The sequence below is a fragment of the Halobacteriovorax sp. RT-1-1 genome (assembly GCF_047085455.1).
GTDB lineage: Bacteria > Bdellovibrionota > Bacteriovoracia > Bacteriovoracales > Bacteriovoracaceae > Halobacteriovorax_A.
The window spans coordinates 1,849,380-1,867,655 of the sequence record NZ_JBKIXZ010000001.1 but is presented as its reverse complement, the minus strand read 5'-3'; the positions used below and the strand labels follow the sequence as shown (position 1 = coordinate 1,867,655).

Annotated in this window: 16 protein-coding genes; 12 read left to right on the top strand and 4 right to left on the bottom strand. The window is 37.2% G+C overall.

Annotated features, from left to right (window positions below; genetic code table 11):
- Positions 1-5: 5 nt before the first annotated feature.
- Together ACMAWV_RS09095 and ACMAWV_RS09090 are read right to left on the bottom strand one after the other, a co-directional pair.
- A complete protein-coding gene (locus ACMAWV_RS09095; protein WP_103217172.1) occupies positions 6-1,256 on the bottom strand; it encodes a hypothetical protein in 1,251 nt (416 codons plus the stop codon).
- Between the two features lie 138 nt (positions 1,257-1,394).
- Positions 1,395-2,297, bottom strand: coding sequence for a hypothetical protein (locus ACMAWV_RS09090; protein WP_103217173.1), 903 nt, complete (start codon positions 2,295-2,297; stop codon positions 1,395-1,397).
- Positions 2,298-2,494: 197 nt separating this feature from the next.
- Between ACMAWV_RS09090 and ACMAWV_RS09085 the strand changes: the two genes are divergently transcribed.
- From ACMAWV_RS09085 to ACMAWV_RS09035, 11 genes are all read left to right on the top strand, one after another.
- Positions 2,495-3,838 (top strand): hypothetical protein, encoded by a 1,344-nt coding sequence (locus ACMAWV_RS09085; protein WP_412469515.1) that lies wholly within the window; start codon positions 2,495-2,497, stop codon positions 3,836-3,838.
- Positions 3,839-3,851: 13 nt separating this feature from the next.
- Positions 3,852-5,180, top strand: a complete 1,329-nt coding sequence (locus tag ACMAWV_RS09080; protein ID WP_412469516.1) for a hypothetical protein — start codon at positions 3,852-3,854, stop codon at positions 5,178-5,180.
- An 11-nt stretch (positions 5,181-5,191) separates the two neighbouring features.
- Complete coding sequence (locus tag ACMAWV_RS09075; protein ID WP_103217176.1) at positions 5,192-5,443, top strand: Flp family type IVb pilin; 252 nt, start codon at positions 5,192-5,194, stop codon at positions 5,441-5,443.
- Between the two features lie 139 nt (positions 5,444-5,582).
- Entirely contained in the window at positions 5,583-6,602 is a 1,020-nt protein-coding gene (locus ACMAWV_RS09070) for an OmpH family outer membrane protein (protein ID WP_103217177.1), read from the top strand.
- A gap of 125 nt (positions 6,603-6,727) precedes the next feature.
- Entirely contained in the window at positions 6,728-8,017 is a 1,290-nt protein-coding gene (locus tag ACMAWV_RS09065; protein ID WP_412469517.1) for a thiolase family protein, read from the top strand.
- Between the two features lie 27 nt (positions 8,018-8,044).
- On the top strand, positions 8,045-10,162 hold the full coding sequence (locus tag ACMAWV_RS09060; protein ID WP_412469518.1) for a 3-hydroxyacyl-CoA dehydrogenase NAD-binding domain-containing protein: 2,118 nt from the start codon (positions 8,045-8,047) through the stop codon (positions 10,160-10,162).
- 77 nt (positions 10,163-10,239) lie between these two features.
- Positions 10,240-11,340 carry an ABC transporter permease gene (locus ACMAWV_RS09055; RefSeq protein ID WP_412469519.1) on the top strand — a complete coding sequence of 367 codons (1,101 nt, stop codon included), beginning with the start codon at positions 10,240-10,242 and terminating at the stop codon, positions 11,338-11,340.
- 56 nt (positions 11,341-11,396) lie between these two features.
- Positions 11,397-12,467, top strand: coding sequence for an MBL fold metallo-hydrolase (locus ACMAWV_RS09050; protein WP_412475819.1), 1,071 nt, complete (start codon positions 11,397-11,399; stop codon positions 12,465-12,467).
- A gap of 20 nt (positions 12,468-12,487) precedes the next feature.
- On the top strand, positions 12,488-13,006 hold the full coding sequence (locus ACMAWV_RS09045; protein WP_412469521.1) for a lipocalin family protein: 519 nt from the start codon (positions 12,488-12,490) through the stop codon (positions 13,004-13,006).
- A gap of 142 nt (positions 13,007-13,148) precedes the next feature.
- Positions 13,149-13,511 (top strand): hypothetical protein, encoded by a 363-nt coding sequence (locus ACMAWV_RS09040; RefSeq protein WP_412469522.1) that lies wholly within the window; start codon positions 13,149-13,151, stop codon positions 13,509-13,511.
- 18 nt (positions 13,512-13,529) lie between these two features.
- Entirely contained in the window at positions 13,530-13,937 is a 408-nt protein-coding gene (locus tag ACMAWV_RS09035) for a hypothetical protein (RefSeq protein ID WP_392992016.1), read from the top strand.
- Between the two features lie 136 nt (positions 13,938-14,073).
- Here ACMAWV_RS09035 and ACMAWV_RS09030 read toward each other — a convergent pair whose 3' ends face one another.
- Positions 14,074-16,440, bottom strand: coding sequence for a Tex family protein (locus ACMAWV_RS09030; protein WP_412469523.1), 2,367 nt, complete (start codon positions 16,438-16,440; stop codon positions 14,074-14,076).
- 121 nt (positions 16,441-16,561) lie between these two features.
- Here ACMAWV_RS09030 and ACMAWV_RS09025 point away from each other — a divergent pair, with 121 nt between their 5' ends.
- On the top strand, positions 16,562-17,518 hold the full coding sequence (locus ACMAWV_RS09025; protein ID WP_412469524.1) for an FAD-dependent oxidoreductase: 957 nt from the start codon (positions 16,562-16,564) through the stop codon (positions 17,516-17,518).
- Here the strand turns inward: ACMAWV_RS09025 and ACMAWV_RS09020 are convergent.
- Positions 17,501-18,256, bottom strand: a complete 756-nt coding sequence (locus ACMAWV_RS09020; RefSeq protein WP_412469525.1) for a DUF3050 domain-containing protein — start codon at positions 18,254-18,256, stop codon at positions 17,501-17,503. The two genes, ACMAWV_RS09025 and ACMAWV_RS09020, sit on opposite strands and share 18 nt — an antisense overlap.
- Positions 18,257-18,276 lie beyond the last annotated feature (20 nt).

Below are 18,276 nucleotides of genomic sequence, written 5' to 3'. Positions count from 1 at the left end.
ACCTATTAGAATTGTTCACCTTCTATAGCATCTTCAGGTGTGAATTCATCACTAAGTCCTGGTGATTCATCTGGGTTTGCACCGGCCGCAGGCGAGCGATCTAGATACTCATCAACGATTTCTCGTGCCGCATCAAGCTCGTCATAATTATTTAGCTCTTGCTCTGGTGGATCAAATGTCTCTTTTGAGATTCTCTCTCGTACAGGATCTAACTCTAGTGCTTCATTGGCATCATCGAAGATAACCTCTGGTGGAAGATCAGCAGGGTCCATTACTGCATCATTCATCTGCCTTGATTCAGATAGAAAGTCAGCGTTTCCAATTGAATCGTTACCTTTTGTAATTTGACGCCTATTTTGCGCTCTCTTCTTAAAGGCGCTCGGAGCTTCTCTTCTTTTTGAAGTTTTAGTCACTGTCTTTGCTGAAGGCTTCTTTTGCACCTGTGCTGCAGGAGTTCTCTTTGTTTGTGTTCTGGCCGTTTTCTTCGTTTTTGCAACAGGAACATCAGGCGTTCCAGACATCTTGCTAAATACAAAGAAGATAGCAAATACAAATACAAAACTTGCAGCAAATGCTCCTAAACGAAACATTGTCGCTGGGTCTGATTTTTCTTTTTGTTCAAAATCGTCAATTGATGCTTTATTTGGGTTTAGCTTTTGATTTCCAATATAAGCAAGATCGTAAATGAATTCACGATCTTCAGAGTCTTGCTTAGATAGCTCAATTGCTTTGTCTGCGTCTAAGATTGAGTTTTTAAAAATATGACCTTGAGGCGATTCTGGTAAACTTTCGTTTGAGCGGCTGCGACGATCAAATACTTCAAATTCATGAATAGTTCCCCAACTTTGTCCGTTATCGACAGAAATAAAGTCAGTGTAGAGTAGTTCTAGAGAATCAAGCATTGCCATAATTTCACTACTCTTATATGGCCCGTCTTTCTTATTGCTTCTTAGTATAAAGAATTGGTCGTCTTCATCAACTTGAAACTCTTTAATGATCTCTGGCCTTCTTCTTTGAAATAGAGGATGGGCCGTAATGACAGACCATTGTTCTTCCAACATGCTTTTTACGAAGACCTTTTGGTTAAATAATGAGTATTCTTCAATAAATTCCTTTAGATCTTCTTGCCAAAATGGCCCAAGTTCCTTGCCACCATCTTTGATAAAGTAGACTTCATTAGGCTCATAGAGTCCTCCTGAAATTTGTTCTTTCGTAAGTAGGTATTCAGTAACTTTTTTCTTTGTACTAGTGGCCATAAATCCTCAAACCCTGATTAGATTAATCACTTTCTATTAGGTTTATCGGAAATTTTTGCCTGTAGTTTAATAAAGACTTAAAAAAACAAAGCCGACTATTAAAGTCGGCTTCGTAAGTATTTAAAATGGAGTAGTTAATTAAAAAACTGGGAAAAATGCTGATACGATTAAAGAAGCATTCTTTAGTGTACCATCAACGAAATCTGGGTCTTCACCTCTGAAGTCAACTGGCTCAAGAGCAAGTGCTGCAGATAGAGAACAGATTGGGAATGAGTAACCAATTTCTGGTGAAAGTGAAAGAGTTTCAGACTCTGTAGCACCAGTTTTTCTCTTTGTACGGTAGTACTCAATCGATAGAGCTGTATACCACTTATCATTGATATAATAAGTTGGAGCTACGGCAGCATAGTAGTTCTCTAGAAACTTAGATGAACCAGTATTTCTGATATAATTTTCATAGAACGCATATGTTCCAATCTTGAAGTTATCAGTGATTTTCTTACCACCAATTAGGTAAAGTCTATTCTTTACATCGTACCCTGAACCATTTCTAGTTGCTGCTGGGTAGTAGTAAATTCTGTTTTGTAGGTATAGATCAAAACCGTTCTTTTCATCAGTTAGGATATTCTTAACGTAAAGACGTGCTTGAGTTGCACCGTATTGTTGGTGAACTGTACGGCTTCCGTCTGCATTCTCTTGTCTCTTAGTAAAGTCTGTTTGCCAGTATGGAACAAGCTTAACTGCGAATGTCTTATTGATATTGTAACCAAGGTATAAGTAGTTGTAGAAACTGTAACCATTGATCGATTGTTTAAAGTTGTTAGAACCTTCAACTAGGTATTGCATATTAAAAGGTGAGTCTTTTAATTTTTGGTACCATGAAGTTCCTGTTGAAGCTTCTGAAGTTGTTGCAGAATCTGTTGAAGATGCTGCTGTTGAAGTTGATGAGCTTGACGATGGCACAGATACTGATGACGTTGATGTCGCCGCCATAGAACTTACTGCCACGAATGCAATGATTGCTCCCTTTAAAATTCCCATTTTTTCTCCCTCTTTCTTTTATAGACTGTAGATATTGGAATTTTTTTTATTGAATTGCAACAAATGATTGTAATTTAGTGAATTAATATTTCAGTTTGTAAGAACATGTCAGAAAAATATGTTGATTTAATTACTTTGGTGTCAAATGGACCTTATTTTGGCTTCTATATTAGAAAAAACCTCATTATAATATACCTATGTTATTGATTTTTCTTATTCAGGCAATTGTAAGAATTGCGCTCTATCCATTATTTTTTGTGCTTTATCTATTAAAAGTGGGACCTTTCTATGCTCGAGTCTCTTTTGAAAGAAAGAATTATCGAGATGAAGGTTGTAGGCCCTTTGCTCGATTTGGAAAAAAAGCACACTGTGTCTTTCACTTCTCAAGTGAAGGAGAGTTTGAGCAGATTAGACCTTTGGCCGACGAGCTTATCTCTTTGGGCAAGAATGTTGAGCTAATTTTCACATCTCCAAGTGTTGAGCATAAGGTTATTGATTACTATCAGGCCAATAGAGAAAATATTCGTTATTTACGTTTGCCTCTGATGATTTATTTCCCGCTTCTTTCACGCCAGAATATCATTGCTTGGTCGAGCGCAAAGAAAATGATGATGGTTCGTTATGACTTTTTTCCAGAGCTACTTTATCTTGGCTCTAAAATGAAAGAATTTATTCTTTTTTCAGCAACTGTTAAAAGCTCACGTATAAAGACCACAGATATTAGTGAATTACGCTTACCTGGCCTTAAGAAGTATATCTATTCAATGTTTAGTAAGATTATTTGTGCAACTAATGAAGACTATATGATTATCGGTAAAGATATTAGCGCTGATAAACTAGAGCACCCAATTGAGCTTAGAATGTTGCAAATTGATTCTCGTCAGCACTTCTTTCGAAGACATTCTTTATATGAGGACTTGAATAAGCTCTTATCTTTGGCCGAATATGAAAAGAGAATCTGCTTGGCCCAGACTTGGCCTGTTGAAATGGATGCTTTTTCTGATCAAGAATTTTGCAAGCTGATAGGAGCAGGTGAGTTATTTGTCTTTATGGCCCCGCATGTACTCAAAGAAGATAATATTGAAAATTTAAAAGTGCTTATATTGAAGCATTGCCCTGATTTATCAATTCATATGCTGACAAAAGAAATCATTGAAAATAATCAAATAGACTCATTTATCTCAAATTATAAGCAAAGACCTGGACTCATTATATCTACTCTTAGAGGCATATTATGTGAGATCTATCCTTATTTCCGAACTGTCTTTGTAGGCGGAGGACATGGGAAGGGGATTCACTCTGTACTAGAACCCTTTGTTGCTGGGGCAAATATATTTTGTGGGCCAAATGTAAAGCGCTCGACAGAGTACGATACTATTGTAAAGTCTGGGGTTGGCGTTGGTGTGATTAATAATATGAATGATGCCTATTCAATTATAAAAAGCACTAGCACCAATAAGATGGCCAATGAGTTGATTTCTGATATGATTAAAGAAAGTGAAATGGCCAAACGCAAACTTATCGCATTATTAACGAATTAAAAAAATATAATATATGAATAAAAAAATAGATACTCTCGTCATTGGAAATAATATTGCTAGTTTTTTAACAGCAACTCAAATTCTTAAAAGTGGATTTGGTGCAATCTATTTGAGGGATAAAAGAATTAAGGCAAGTGATCCTTATTTTAAGTTCTTTGGGCCTTTAGATTTAGCATTTATTGAAGCTTGGGCCAGTGATCTCGAATTAGATTCGACAATCTTTGATAAGGATTCATTTGTTCACGCTCCTTTTTATTTAAAATATAAGAGCGAGCAAACGCTTTGTGCAGGACTTAGTCCTTATTTAAACTTCTCTCAGATTTGTCGTCATTTTCCTGAGCTTTATAATGAGTTTATCAATCGTTTAAGAATTGAAGAAATTGATCAAGAGAAGTTTGACCAAGATTTCATGTCTTCTGTTAAGCGCCTTGGAGAGTCTTTGTGTCGTTATAAAACATTCCATCAGGTGACAGTTAATACTCTAAGATCTGCTCTTCCAAATTATATTCATGATATTTATGAAATTTTTAAAAAACATTTAAGACTTAATAAAGACCTTCAACGATTTGCTAGTTGCTTTCGCTGTGTTTATACAAAGACATTAGAGCTAACATTTTCAGATCTTGAAACAATATACTTCTTTATCCTTATGTTATCTCCTCGCTTTAGGTTTCAGTGGCAACTTGAAAAAGAAGAGCAGGCCACAAAGACTATTGAATGTTTAGGAGGAAGTAGCTTTGAGGATATCGTTGAAGAATTTAGCTTTTCTAGCAGAAGACCTTGGGCGGCTCAATTGTCGTCTTTTTCAGGGGTCGTCGCGCCTCAAAAGATCGCAATTTTTAGCTCTAATTTAGACAAATTAAATATCGCTCATAATATCACTGACCTCTATCGCTGTGTGAAGCTGGATTATGCCTTGGCCGATAAGCTAATCAGTGCTGATTACTACTACTTTAATGAAAGTTCATTTGGTGGTGATATCGTCTTTATCAGGAAAGAAATAAGCTTGGATGGTACTTGTCAGATTAAAATGTTTAAACAATTTGATGACTGCTTAAAGTATGATTTCTGCGAAAAAGAACTTCATCAATTTCTTTTAGATAACCAGATAATTGATAAAAATGACACTCTTTTAAAAGGTAAACTGACAAATGAAACTTGCATGCTTCGTAATCACAGTGTGATTAATTCTGGCTCAAGGATTAATCTTAAGTTTAGAATGGGTCAAGCTGGTAAGTTCGAGTCTGCAAAAGGCGTCTTCTACCATGGGCCACTAAAGAAGAATAACTTAGGTATCACGCAAACATTATTAGAGGCACGTGACTTTAAAACCTTTATTTAAGTATAGGTATAATGAAGAGAAGCTACACTACAACCATTCTAAAATCACAAAGCGGTCAAACCGCAGTTGAGTATCTTCTACTTCTAGTGGCCGTCGTCTCTATTCTCTTTGCGGTCTTTCAAACTCTTGATGCTCGCTTCAAGGCCGACCCTGAAGCATGCCAACAAGGTAGTATAAATCCTCTTTGTTTTCTTAAAACTATCGGAATTGATGGCTCCAATGAGGTCGATCCTAAGAAATTTCGTACATTCAGGCTTCGTTAGACAGTTCTAACTATCTAATTTTAAAGAACTTTTTCCGTTTTCATGAAATTATTTCATCAGCGTTCGCTTTTGAACAGATTAATCTCGCAATGTGTTATAAGAAACTGTAACTCTATTTAAAAGAGACAGGGAGAACATCATGAAAACAACAATGATTAACTCGGCCGTATTGGCCGCACTTCTAATTTCAAGTGCAGCCTCATATGGACAACAAGACGATCCATTATTAAGTGAAACAGATCAAGTTGTTCATACTGACGAAATCAATATCGACGGGTTCTACAAAAAGAAAAAGAAACCATCACAAGCTGACAAAATCCAAAAGCTACGTCGTGAGCTAGAGGAGAAACACGAGCAGATGATGAGAAAGAATGTTGAGGATATGCGTCTACAAGAAGAAAAGCGTATCGCTGACAAGATCCAAAAGGCACTTGAGGGACAACTTAAGGCAATGGATGAAATAAATAATCAACAAGCAGCACCTGCAAGAGTACAAGCGGTCGCTCCTGTTGTAGCAGAACCAGTACTTCCAGAACTTAGCAATAAACTAACAATTGAGACTGGATATAAGAGTATTACTGGTGAGCAAAAAGAATGGACAGCAGGGATCAATTTCCAAGCTTCTGTTGAAACTGTTATTTCTGAAAGAGTTTCAATCGGAATTAGCGCTGGATTTATGAACCTTACTATTCAAGGTAATGAGCTTAGTAACTACAACAACTATGGTTACTACAATTATAATAACTATAATGCTTATAACTCTTATTCTCAAAATGATGAGATTTCATATAATGAGTTTAACTTTGGTGGATATGGTAAATTTTATTTCTCACGTTCAGCTAAGATTAAACCATACTTAAGTGTTGGAACTGGAATTCACTTTGGATCTTTTGAAATCCAAAACCCAGTTGATACTTTTAACGAGACTAAGCAATCGATGAAGTATGTATCAGGTAGTGCATCTCTTGGAGCAGAAGTTAATTTTGCTAAAGAATTTAGCGCACAAGTTGGCCTATCTTACGAAAAGAATATTTTTAGACTTGGTGAAGAAGCACAATACAATGGTTCAACTAACCAGAAGGCATTAGTTGACCAAGCTAGAAATATTGAAAATGCTGACACATTTACTTTAGGTGTTGGACTTTCATACCTGTTCTAAACAATTGTTTAAAAAACCCATGTTCTCATAAAAAGGCTCCGCTCAGGGGCCTTTTTACTTTTCATTGCCACTGATTATCCTTACAATATTAAGCAAGTAAAATAATTTGAAGAAAGGAATCATCAATGAAACCAGTCTACATTGTCGAGGCAGTGAGAACTCCTCATGCAAAAGCCGGAACTATAATTAAAGATATTCAAGCCCCTTATTTAGGTGCTTACCTTGTTCGCCATATTATGGATGGAACTTCAATCGGTGACGATGAAGTTGATGAGGTTATTTTTGGAAACACAGGTACTCCTGCAAAGTATCCAAACGTAGGACGTGTTATTGCACTAGAGGCAGGCCTTCATAAGAAGACTTCTGGTTACTCTGTTCACAGAAATTGTGCTTCAGGACTTGAGGCCGCTTCTCAAGCTTTCATTAAAGTAGCAAGTGGACGTTGTGATGTCGTTGTTGCTGGTGGTGTAGAGTCAATGTCAAATATGCCACTTATTTATGGGAAGCAAATGACTGAGCTTTTTGCTTCACTTATGAAAGCAAAAACAACTGGTGATAAATTAAAAGTTCTTTCAACTTTTAAACCTGCATACCTTTCTCCAATTATTGCAATTGAACAAGGTTTAACGGATCCTTTTTGTGGCCTAAATATGGGACAAACTGCAGAGCTACTTGCACGTGAACTTGGGATCACTCGTGAAGAGCAAGATATCTATGCAAATGAGTCTCACCATAAAGCTATTAAGGCCATTGAAGAAGGTCGTTTTGCTGATGAGATCGTGCCACTGATCTATGGTTCAAAATTAGATAAATTACTTATGAATGATCATGGGCCACGTAAAGAATCTTCTGTTGAAGGTCTTGCAAAAATGAAACCTTACTTTGATCGTAAGTCAGGAACTGTTACAGTTGGAAATAGCTGTCCAATTACAGATGGTGGATCAGCGATTCTTTTCTGTTCTGAAGAGGCCGTAAAAAAATATAACCTAGAGCCACTTGCAAGAGTTGTTGATTATCACTTCCATGGACTAGAGCCTGAGCGTATGGGAATGGGACCACTTCATGCAATGGATGGTGTCTTTAGAAGATCTAATATGAATCTTGAGCAAATGGATCTAATTGAAATTAACGAAGCCTTTGCTGCACAAATTATTGCTGTTAAGAAAGCATTTACTGATAAGAAAGTTGCTGACTTCTTTGGTATTGATAAATTATGGGGTGAGATTCCTGCTGAGAAACTAAATGTTAACGGTGGTGCTATCGCTCTTGGACACCCAGTAGGATCAACTGGATCACGCTTAATTGTAACTCTTGCTCATGAGCTAAAGAAGAGAAAAGCAGGATTTGGTGTTGCTTCACTTTGTATCGGTGGTGGTCAAGGTGGTGCCATGATTATCGAGAACTTACAAAAGTAATTAATTTAGAAAATATAGGATATAGCAATGACATATAAGAGAATCAGTTTTGAAATCAAGGACAAGAAAGCATATATCGGCTTTGGTTATAATGACAAAGCTTCGATGACTGTTTTCGATGAAGAAACATTAAAAGAGCTTCAAGATATCGTTGAAGATCTTCATACAAAAGAAAAAGAGCTAGATGGAGCAATCTTCTTTTCACACAAAGACAGATGTTTCATGGCAGGCGCAGATATTAAATTATTCGATACCATGCATACTGCAGCAGATGGACAAGCAGGAGCTGAAGCAGGTCAGACAATCTTTAATCGCATTGAAGACTTGAAGATGCCTACTGTTGCTTGTATCCACGGTGTGTGTCTTGGTGGCGGACTTGAATTTGCTCTTTCTTGTAAATCAAGAATTGTAAGTGATGACAAGGCAACAGGTCTTGGCCTTCCTGAAGTTAAGCTTGGCCTAATTCCTGGATTTGGTGGGACTTTTCGTCTACCTAAAGCAGTAGGGCTTCCAACTGCTCTTGATATGATCCTTTCGGGAAAAACTCTTAACGCTAAAAAAGCAAAGAGATCTGGACTTGTTGACGAGGTATACGCAAAAGAGCGTCTTGTTGATCTTGCACCAAACCATTTCAAGAAGAAAGTTGATAAGCGTGGATTCATGGATAAGATGCAAGACGCTGCAACTGATAATGTATTCACAAAGAAGATTATTTTTCAAAAGGCACGTGAATCAGTTTTAAAGAAAACTAAAGGTTTCTACCAAGCTCCTCTAAAAATTCTTGATGTGATGGAAGCTGGAGTAATGAAAGGTCGCACATCTTACTTAACTTCTGAAGCTCAGGCTTTTGGAGAGTTATGTATTGGTGAACAATCAAAGAACCTTCGCCATATCTTCTTCCTAATGGAAGGATCTAAGAAAATGGACGATGCCAAGGGCGTTGGAAGAAAGCTTCGTCGTGGTGCTTGTCTTGGTGCTGGTACAATGGGTGGTGGTATCGCTTGGCTTATGGCAAAGAATGATATGTTTCCAATCATGAAAGACCTAAATCAGGTAGGACTTGAGCTCGGTCTTAAACAAGCTTCAAGTAACTTTGCTGGTGCAGTAAAAAGAAAGCGTATGTCTCACGATGATTTTGAGCGCAAAATGAGATCAATCAGTGCTCAAACAGATTACCGTGGATTTGAACACACAGACCTTGTGATTGAGGCCGTTGTTGAAAATATGGATATTAAAAAGAAGGTCTTTGCTGAAACTGAAACTAAAGTTCGTAAAGACACGATCCTTACTTCAAACACTTCATCTCTTTCAGTTCAAGAGATGGCAAGTGCGCTTGAAGATAACTCAAGATTTGCAGGTCTACACTTCTTTAACCCTGTTCACATGATGCCACTTGTAGAAATTATTAAACACGATGGTGTCTCTGATGAAACGATTGAGTCACTTTATGATTGGGTAGTAAAAGTTAAGAAGATTCCAGTTGTTGTTAACGATGGCCCAGGATTCCTTGTTAACCGAATTCTTATGCCATATATGAATGAAGCAGGCTTCTTATTAGAAGAAGGTGTTTCAATCAAAGATATCGATGATGCTTGTCTAAACTTTGGTATGCCAATGGGCCCATTTAGACTTCTTGATGAAGTTGGAATTGATGTTGGTGATAAAGTTTCTAAAATTATTTATGACGGACTAGGGGAGCGTCAAGCTTCAAATGGTATTGGAAAGCAAATGCTTGAAAAAGAATTCTTTGGAAAGAAAAATGCTAAGGGATTCTATCTATACGATGAAAAAGGTAAGCCAACTGGTCCTAACCAGGAAGCTTGGAATATGCTTCCAAAAGCGTCTAAGAAGCTGAGTGAAACAGAGATTCAAATGAGAATCTTTCTTCCAATGATTAATGAAGCTGCTACAACACTTGAAGATAAAATCGTTGCAAAAGCAAAAGACGTTGATTTAGGTCTAATCTTTGGTATCGGTTTCCCTCCGTTTAGAGGAGGTCTTCTAAGATATGCAGACACTCAAGGGATCGCTCGTTTAAGAGATGAAATGCTTAAGTTTTCTGAAAGTGTAAGTAAGGCCAGGTTCACTCCATGCGCACTTATTAATAAGCTTGCTGATGAAAACTCAACTTTTTACGAGTTATAGTTTAAATGTTTCTAAGTTTTTTTAGATTTTTTCTAAATTACTTATTTAAAGCTAAGACTCGCCAAAGGCTACTTATTATGGCCTTGGCGAGTCTTATCATATCAAGCTTTTCACTCCTAAGTGTTCAGTCAGTTCTTAAAGGACTTCAAACCAATCGCATCGAGCGTGGAAAGCAAACTCTTGGCCGATACATTATTGATCTTCCAAAAGGTCTCGACTTTGAAAAAACACAGTCTTACTTAGATGATAATAAATTAAGATATTCATTTGAGTATGAAATAGAGGGCCTTATTCGTCTTGAAGGCTACTTAGCACCTGTTATTTTTCATGGTGTTGCAAGTGAGACTTCTACGATTTTACCTAAGGCCATTGATCATTGGCCTGCAAGAGAAGAAATCCTCTTATCACCTTATTTAGGTCGAAAGATTTATGCAGGACTTGATGATAAGATTCAATTTATTTCTCCGGCCCATACAGATGTTTTCTTTGGTGAGCTTCCTCGTTTTAAGTCACTGATGATTGAAAATTTCACTGATTCAATGGACCCAGATATCGACGAACTTCACGCCTGGGGACATGCTTATAGTGCATTTTCAATCGCAAAGTCACGTCGTTATAATAAACTGAGGGTTTATAGTGTTTTGGGTGCCGCTGAAGCAGGAGAGCTCAAGCAGTATTTAACTTCAAAAGGTGCAAGCTTTAAAACATGGGAACAGTTAAATCAGAATCTTGTTTATGCTCTGGCGCTAGAAAATAATGTGGTTCTCTTTTTATTTTTAGCAACGATTGTTCTTGTTACATTTTCGATTATCTCAGGGCTTTCAATTTTCTATGCAAGAGTTAGAAATGACTTTGCTTCTTTTTGGATCCTTGGAATGAGTATGGATCAGATTAAGAAGTATGGGGGACTTAATATTGCCATTATTACAGTTTGTGCAATTGCTTTAGGTAATCTTCTGAGTTTTATTGTATTAAAGCTATTAGCGCAGTTTTCTCCTGTTATCATGCCGGCCATGTTTGTTGATCGTTCACTTCCAGTACGCTTTACTGGATCGTCGTTCGTCTTCTCATTTCTAGTGCCAGTGATTATTACAGTAATCTTCACTCTTTTTTCCAATTGGAGATTTTTCAAGGATAATGGGAATTTCATTAGTTTTGTCAAAAAAGTAGGAACTTAATGTTTAAACATTTTCTTCTATTATTTATTTTATTAAGTTTTTCTGGATGTACAGGTATGAGTAAAGTTGCCTCTGTGTTTATGTCTTCACTCGGGGCCCACCCGAATAAGAATGAGTTAAGAAGCTTTGAAAAGTCGGAAAACTTTGATGCCTCTAAGCAAATCTTTATAAACCGCAGACCTAATATTACTAAAGAGCAACCCATTCAAAAAGATGGTTTTGGTTTTTCTAAGTTTATTGAATTCTTAGGAAAGGGCGGAGGGCGCTATCCTGAAAAATCTTTGCCTTCTATAAAGCCTGATATGGAGAAGTTCTTAGAAAAGTCAGATCACGTTAAATCGATTTGGTTTGGACACTCAACGATTCTTTTAAATGTCGATTCAAAGATTGTTCTAATTGATCCAATCTTTTCAGGTTCTTCTTCTCCGGTACCTTTATTCGTTAAGCGCTTTGCACCTCCTGTTCTTAGCTTAGAAGAACTTCCAGAAATTGATTATATTATTATCTCTCATGATCACTACGATCATCTTGATATGACAACGATGAAATTCTTTGCCAAAAAGAAAGACGTCAAAATTATTACGCCTCTTGGAGTCGGTTCACATCTTAAAAGATGGGGAATAGATGACTCTCGTATTACTGAACTTGATTGGTGGCAAGATGTGGATTTTGAAGGCATAAAATTTACTGCAACTCCCGCTCAGCATTTCTCTGGGCGTGACCAGGACCATGAGAATACGACTCTGTGGGCATCGTGGGTTGTAAAGACTCAAAATAATAATCTCTACTTTAGTGGTGATACTGGCTACGATATTCATTTTAAAGAAATTGGAGCTCGTCTAGGGCCATTTGATGTAGCGTTCATGGAATCAGGTCAATATAACCCAGATTGGTTTGCGGTTCACTTGCTTCCTGAAGAATGGCCAAAGGCCTATGCCGATATCAACGCTAAGTACTATTTCCCAATTCATTGGGGTGCATTTTCACTTTCATTTCATACATGGGATGATCCGATCTTAAAGTTAGATGAATATGCTCAGCAAGGTGTTCTTAAGCTAATGGCACCAAAGTTAGGAGAAATTGTCTCTTTTGATGAACAAGAATATGTTACAAAGAAGTGGTGGTAATCCAAATAGTAGGAGGCCTTTTGAAGTTTCTTATCTTAATCGTATCTTTCTTTCTCTTAAGTTGTAGCTCGACTACTTATCATAAAACAGTGGACTATGTTGATATTGATCGCTTCATGGGGGATTGGTTCGTACTAGCGGCAAGAGGTACATTTCTAGAAGAAGGCCAACATAATTCAGTTGAGACTTATACGTGGAATGAAAAAGAGAAGCGTATCGACGTTAACTTTGTTTTTAATAAAGACTCTCTAGATGGAGAACAAAAAGTCCTCACACAAAAGGCCTGGATCGAGGATACAAAAACCAATGCCCATTGGAAGATTCAGCTTTTTTGGCCTCTTAAATTTGATTACCTTGTCGTTGCTCTTGATCCAAAGTACGAGTGGGTGGCCATCGGCGTCCCTGATGAAAAGTACCTGTGGATCATGTCTAGAAAATACAGCAATGACTATGCTTCTAAAACAGTTGCTAAGGCCATCAAGCAATTAGATGAGCTTGGTTACAACACAAGCGAACTCATCCTTATCCCGCACCGATAAAATTTCAGATAGTTAGATTCGTTTATTTTTTGATCATATGTATATTTATTTCAATTTTTCACACTATTTCTCTTTATACTGTATTGTGAACTTGTTTAGTTAAGAAAGTAAATTCAAGAAATTATAGTAATGGAGATTATTTATGAAAAAATTATTACTCGTTCTACTATCACTGACTGCATTTTCAGCTTATTCGGCTACATACTCAGGTCAAAATGAAATGGATAAGGCCCTCGTTGGAAATGAGAATGTTGAAGTTACGCAAATCGTAGCTGGTGAGAAATACAATCTTAAGATGAATTATGCTGGTCAGCTTGCTGTTGATACAACTTGTGAAAAAGATCGTGTTGAAAATGGATCTATCGTTTTCAGCTGTATGATCTATGAAGAAGAAAACCACAAAGTTGATCTAGTTTTTTGGAAGCAAATGGGTATTCAGGATATGATCACAATCGATCTTAACACTGGAATGGGATTAAGAGTAAATTTAGAAAGAATTGATTAATAACAGAGAGGTCAGAAAATGAAGAATATTTTAAAACTAGTTTTTGCTTTAATGGTTATTTCTAACATTAATGCAAGTTCGAATGATTGCCATTATTTCTTAGTTCTTTCAGATGTTGATGGACGAACTGATGTAACACAGAAAGTTATGAAAGTTTATGAAGATAAAGGTTATACTTTCACAAAAATCAGTAACTTAAATGAATTACCACAAGAAGGTAGTGTGAGTTATATGACAATTTTCTCTGATGTACATCACTACAGAGGAGCTTATACAAGTGTTAAGCTAAAGGATCTTGTTATAAATGATGGAGAGATTGTTCAAGAGGTAGAGTCTTCTTACAAGCTTACTAAGAAGCCACTATTTGGTTCTTGGACAAAGAGTCTTTTAAGATCTGTTAAGAGAAAAGTTTCTTCGTGTAAATAATTTTTAAAAGTTATATATCTGATTATAAAAGGGCCCATACCGGGCCCTTTTGTTTTTATTAAGTTAGTTTTTTATTGCTTCAGATACAATTATAGTTGCCTCCAATAGTCTGGCCTATGAGCAGACAATGGCGCACCTACTTTACTTTAAATCCTGCAAGCGCCGCAAATGCATTATTCTTTAAAGGTGCATCGTTTTGCTTTGGCATCTTAGGCTTTCCACCACCGCGTGGTTTACTCTGGCGAGGTCCACCTGAAGGGCGCTCATAAGTTTTTGCTTCTTCTGCACCATCTGATTTAAGAGATAGGGCAATACGCTTTCTATCCATATCAACATCAAGAACAACTGCTGAAACCTCTTGTCCAACTTTAAGAACATCAAGAGCATTATCAACAAAGTGGTCTGCCATTTGTGAAACGTGGACAAGGCCGTTTTCTTTGATACCGATATCAACGAAGGCACCAAATTGAGTGATGTTTTTTACGATACCTGGGTATCGCTCACCAATTTTAATATCTTTAATTTCACGTGCATCTTTTCTAAATTCCGTCGTCTTGAATTCTGTACGTGGATCTTGAGAAGGAGCTGTTAGTGATTTGTAGATATCATTAACTGTGAACTCGCCAAGCTTTGCAATTAGGTCCTTATCTGATTTAAGTTGGTTTGCAACAGCATTATCTGTTGTTAACTGCTCAAGTGTGAAGCCTTTCGATTGTGCCCAGTTCTCTAGCATTTCATAGTTTTCTGGGTGGATGAATGTTGCATCTAGCGGGTTTGCACCATTGTAGACACGTAGGAATCCTGCGGCCTGTTGGAATACCTTATCTGTAAAACGTGAAACTTTTAAGATTTCACTTCTATCTGAGAATAGACCGTTCTTATCTCTGTGCTTAACAATATTGCCCGCAACAGTCGGTCCAATACCAGAGATAAAAGAAAGTAGAGGAGCTGAAGCAGTGTTAATATCAACACCAACAAAGTTTACACAGCTTTCTACGACACCATCTAGTGACTTCTTAAGTCTGATTTGGTTTACATCGTGCTGATACTGGCCAACACCGATTGATTTTGGGTCTATCTTTACAAGTTCAGCAAGTGGATCTTGGAAACGACGTCCGATTGAAATTGCACCTCTTACTGTTGCATCTTTATCAGGGAATTCTTTCTTTGCAATTGCAGATGCGGAATAAATTGAAGCACCATCTTCTGAGATCATTGTTGCTTTAACTTTTCCATCTTTAACTGCTGTGACGTTATCTTCAACAAATTGAAGAGTCTCACGTCCAAAAGTTCCGTTTCCAATAGCGATATACTCAACATTGAATTGCTCAATCATGGCATTTAGAATTGTTGCTGACTCACGAACCTGATTTCTTGGTGGGTGAGGGTAAACAACAGTATCAACAACAAACTTACCTGTGTTATCGACAACAACTGTCTTACATCCCGTTACAACACCTGGGTCAAGTGCAAGAACCGTCTTAGGTCCTAGGTATGGTTGAAGAAGTAGGTTTTTAAGGTTTACACCAAAAACGTCAATTGCAGATTCATCTGAAAGCTTCTTAAGCTCACCCTTGATTTCTAAATCAAGTGAAGAGTGAATATAGTTTTTGTAGGCCTTTGAAGCACAGTCAACTAGTGCTTTGTAGCTTGTAACACCAGTGTCAGCAAAGTGTTTTGAAAGAATCATATTATTTGCGTATTCTTCATCAAATACGATTTCTACTTTCAGAATTTTTTCTGTTTGTGCACGACGGATTGCTAGGAATCTGTGGGCCGCTTTTGGATCACGAAGATCCGCTACTTTTTGTTCATACTCAAAATAGTCTTTGTATTTTTGCCAGTCTTTGATTTCCTCATAACCTTTTCTTGGTGATGACTTAATCATTGCCTGTGCCCAGTAATCATTTCGAAGAGTCTCTTTCAGCTCTGTATCGTGTGCGATTTCTTCAATGATGATATCGCATGCTCCTTTTAATACATCTTCAAAAGTTGCAACTTTCTTATCTTTATTAATGAATTTTAAGGCCTCTTTTGCAAGCTCTGGCATAGGAAGCTTCGAAGTCTTCATTAGGATTGCAAATGGCTCAAGCCCAGCTTCTTTAGCAATTTGTGCTTTTGTTTTTCTCTTTGACTTAAATGGCGCGTAGATATCTTCAAGTTGGTTGATATTTGTCGCTGCTTTAATCTTCTTTTCAATCTCAGGTGTCATCATCTCTTGTTTTGTGATGGCCTCAAGGATGAAAGCACGGCGTTTTTCACGCTCAATATATTCGTCGTATTTTTCTTGGATTAGACGGATTTGTTCTTCATCTAAACCACCTGTTTTATCTTTACGGTAACGTGTGATGAATGGGACAGTACAGTCTTCAACAAGTAACATGGCAAGTACGGCCATGATTTGTTTCGCTGTGATATCTGTGTTGTCTACACAAAATAGGACGGCATTTTGATCGATGATATCCATTGGGTTTTTTGCTGCTTTTTCTGTCGTCTCTGACATAATTCATACTCCATTAACTAAATTTGAATTAAAATTGTATAGTTATTGAATTTGGAATGACAATGGAAAACTTGAGTAAATTCGACTGGTTAACTTAAAAATATTGATGTAAGAAGTTATTATGACAAATGAATTCGATTATTTAGTAGTTGGTGATGGCATTGCTGGCCGCGCCATTTTATATTTCTTAACAAAAAAATATCCAACGGCACGAATCGCTCAAGTATATGATGACGAGGCGTTTCCAGCTTGTTCGAGACGCACGACAAGCGTTGTATCATTCGGATTATTTGAAGAAGGGATTTCGAAGCTTGGAAATATTCTCTTTCATGCTCATGAATTCTTAAAAGACTTCGTTGAAATAAATAGGCCATCTGGAGTTTATAGCTGCAAACAATTCTATCTTCCTCCAAATATTAAAGAGGATCCTCTAAAGTTTAAGCAATTTGAGGCCCGTTATGGTGCAGACTTTATTGAGTTTAAGAATCAGCAGACTGTTGCTAAAGATGCATATGTTATCAATCCTGATGAATTCCTTAATTTCTTTAAAACTGATGTCGAACAAATTAGGGCAAGAGTTAGTGGCGTTAATAAAGGCGAGCTCAAGACTAATATTGGAAGCTTCAATGCTCAAAAAATTATTTTAGCAACAAGTGCCTACACGTCATTAATCTTTAAAGATAAGAGTTTACCAGAGGGCAAGCCTGTTAAAGGCACTTACTTTACTTGGGATATCGATTTAAACGAAGAATCCTTTGTGATTTCTCGTGGTCACTTTAATCTTATTTATCGTGCTCAGGATAATCTTCTACTATTTGGTGCAAATTCAATTGAGGGGCTTTCTCATCTTCATTCTCCTAAAGAAGTGTATGAGAAACTAGAAATCTTTCAAGGCTTATTTCCTGAATTTAAAAATCTTGAAAAACCAATGATTCACACAGGAATTCGTCATAAAGGTAAGAGACGCACACCTTTTTGTGGTGAGGTTTGTGAAGGTGTCTACGCTCTAAACGCTCTGTATAAGAACGGTTGGAGCGCTGGAGTTTCTCTAGCAAAAGAATTAGTGGATAGGCTCTAAGTTTTCTGAACGGTTTGCTCTAATTTCTTCTAGAACATAATCCCACATCTGTGCTCTAAGTTTAAGTGAATCAAGAGCTACTTGCGTCGCTTGTTCTTCTTTTTCAGCAGTGTCACAAAGCTGTGAAAGAAGTTTTCCCGCAAGGTCACCATGCTCGTCACCATCAAGTTCAATATGACGAACAAGGTAGTGTTTAAAATATGGAGCATCAATATTCTTTTCTTCTAAAACATTCACAAATGGTTGAAACAGATCAGGGATCAGGTTTTCTCTTCCATAAAAGAATGCTGAAGCAACGGCACTTGGATGGGCGTTAGTGACAAGGTTTAGGTTAAATGCCGTAAATTTTGCGATCTCTTGAGGGAGCTCATCAAATGAGAAATCACTAAAGAAGTTTTCAATTGGCGTTGTATCAGCACCAACTTCCTTCATCGCATTTAAATACATTGTGAAGTGATCAATATGGCCACCGTTTAGATCTTCATCACTTTCTTCACCTAGAACAATCTCGTTAATGAAACGAACGCACTCTTTGTCATACTTTGAAGGCATCCATGGCGTTGTCACACATGTCACTTCACGTTGAAGGCCTTTTAATAGAGACATGAAATCCCATACTGCAAAGACGTGCCACTTCATAAGAATTTTCACATCATCAATATCGTTGATATTTGAATAAAGTGGGTGAGCGCATAGCTCGTTGTGGGCGTTTTTAATTGCTATATTGACCGTTTTCATATGCGGCCAATATAGCGTAA

Bases quoted from the DNA above. Each gene is read 5' to 3' on its own strand.
- ACMAWV_RS09095 (WP_103217172.1), bottom strand. From the start codon at position 1,256: ATGGCCACTAGTACAAAGAAAAAAGTTACTGAATACCTACTTACGAAA.
- ACMAWV_RS09090 (WP_103217173.1), bottom strand. From the start codon at position 2,297: ATGGGAATTTTAAAGGGAGCAATCATTGCATTCGTGGCAGTAAGTTCT.
- ACMAWV_RS09085 (WP_412469515.1), top strand. From the start codon at position 2,495: ATGTTATTGATTTTTCTTATTCAGGCAATTGTAAGAATTGCGCTCTAT.
- ACMAWV_RS09080 (WP_412469516.1), top strand. From the start codon at position 3,852: ATGAATAAAAAAATAGATACTCTCGTCATTGGAAATAATATTGCTAGT.
- ACMAWV_RS09075 (WP_103217176.1), top strand. From the start codon at position 5,192: ATGAAGAGAAGCTACACTACAACCATTCTAAAATCACAAAGCGGTCAA.
- ACMAWV_RS09070 (WP_103217177.1), top strand. From the start codon at position 5,583: ATGAAAACAACAATGATTAACTCGGCCGTATTGGCCGCACTTCTAATT.
- ACMAWV_RS09065 (WP_412469517.1), top strand. From the start codon at position 6,728: ATGAAACCAGTCTACATTGTCGAGGCAGTGAGAACTCCTCATGCAAAA.
- ACMAWV_RS09060 (WP_412469518.1), top strand. From the start codon at position 8,045: ATGACATATAAGAGAATCAGTTTTGAAATCAAGGACAAGAAAGCATAT.
- ACMAWV_RS09055 (WP_412469519.1), top strand. From the start codon at position 10,240: ATGGCCTTGGCGAGTCTTATCATATCAAGCTTTTCACTCCTAAGTGTT.
- ACMAWV_RS09050 (WP_412475819.1), top strand. From the start codon at position 11,397: ATGAGTAAAGTTGCCTCTGTGTTTATGTCTTCACTCGGGGCCCACCCG.
- ACMAWV_RS09040 (WP_412469522.1), top strand. From the start codon at position 13,149: ATGAAAAAATTATTACTCGTTCTACTATCACTGACTGCATTTTCAGCT.
- ACMAWV_RS09035 (WP_392992016.1), top strand. From the start codon at position 13,530: ATGAAGAATATTTTAAAACTAGTTTTTGCTTTAATGGTTATTTCTAAC.
- ACMAWV_RS09030 (WP_412469523.1), bottom strand. From the start codon at position 16,440: ATGTCAGAGACGACAGAAAAAGCAGCAAAAAACCCAATGGATATCATC.
- ACMAWV_RS09025 (WP_412469524.1), top strand. From the start codon at position 16,562: ATGACAAATGAATTCGATTATTTAGTAGTTGGTGATGGCATTGCTGGC.
- ACMAWV_RS09020 (WP_412469525.1), bottom strand. From the start codon at position 18,256: ATGAAAACGGTCAATATAGCAATTAAAAACGCCCACAACGAGCTATGC.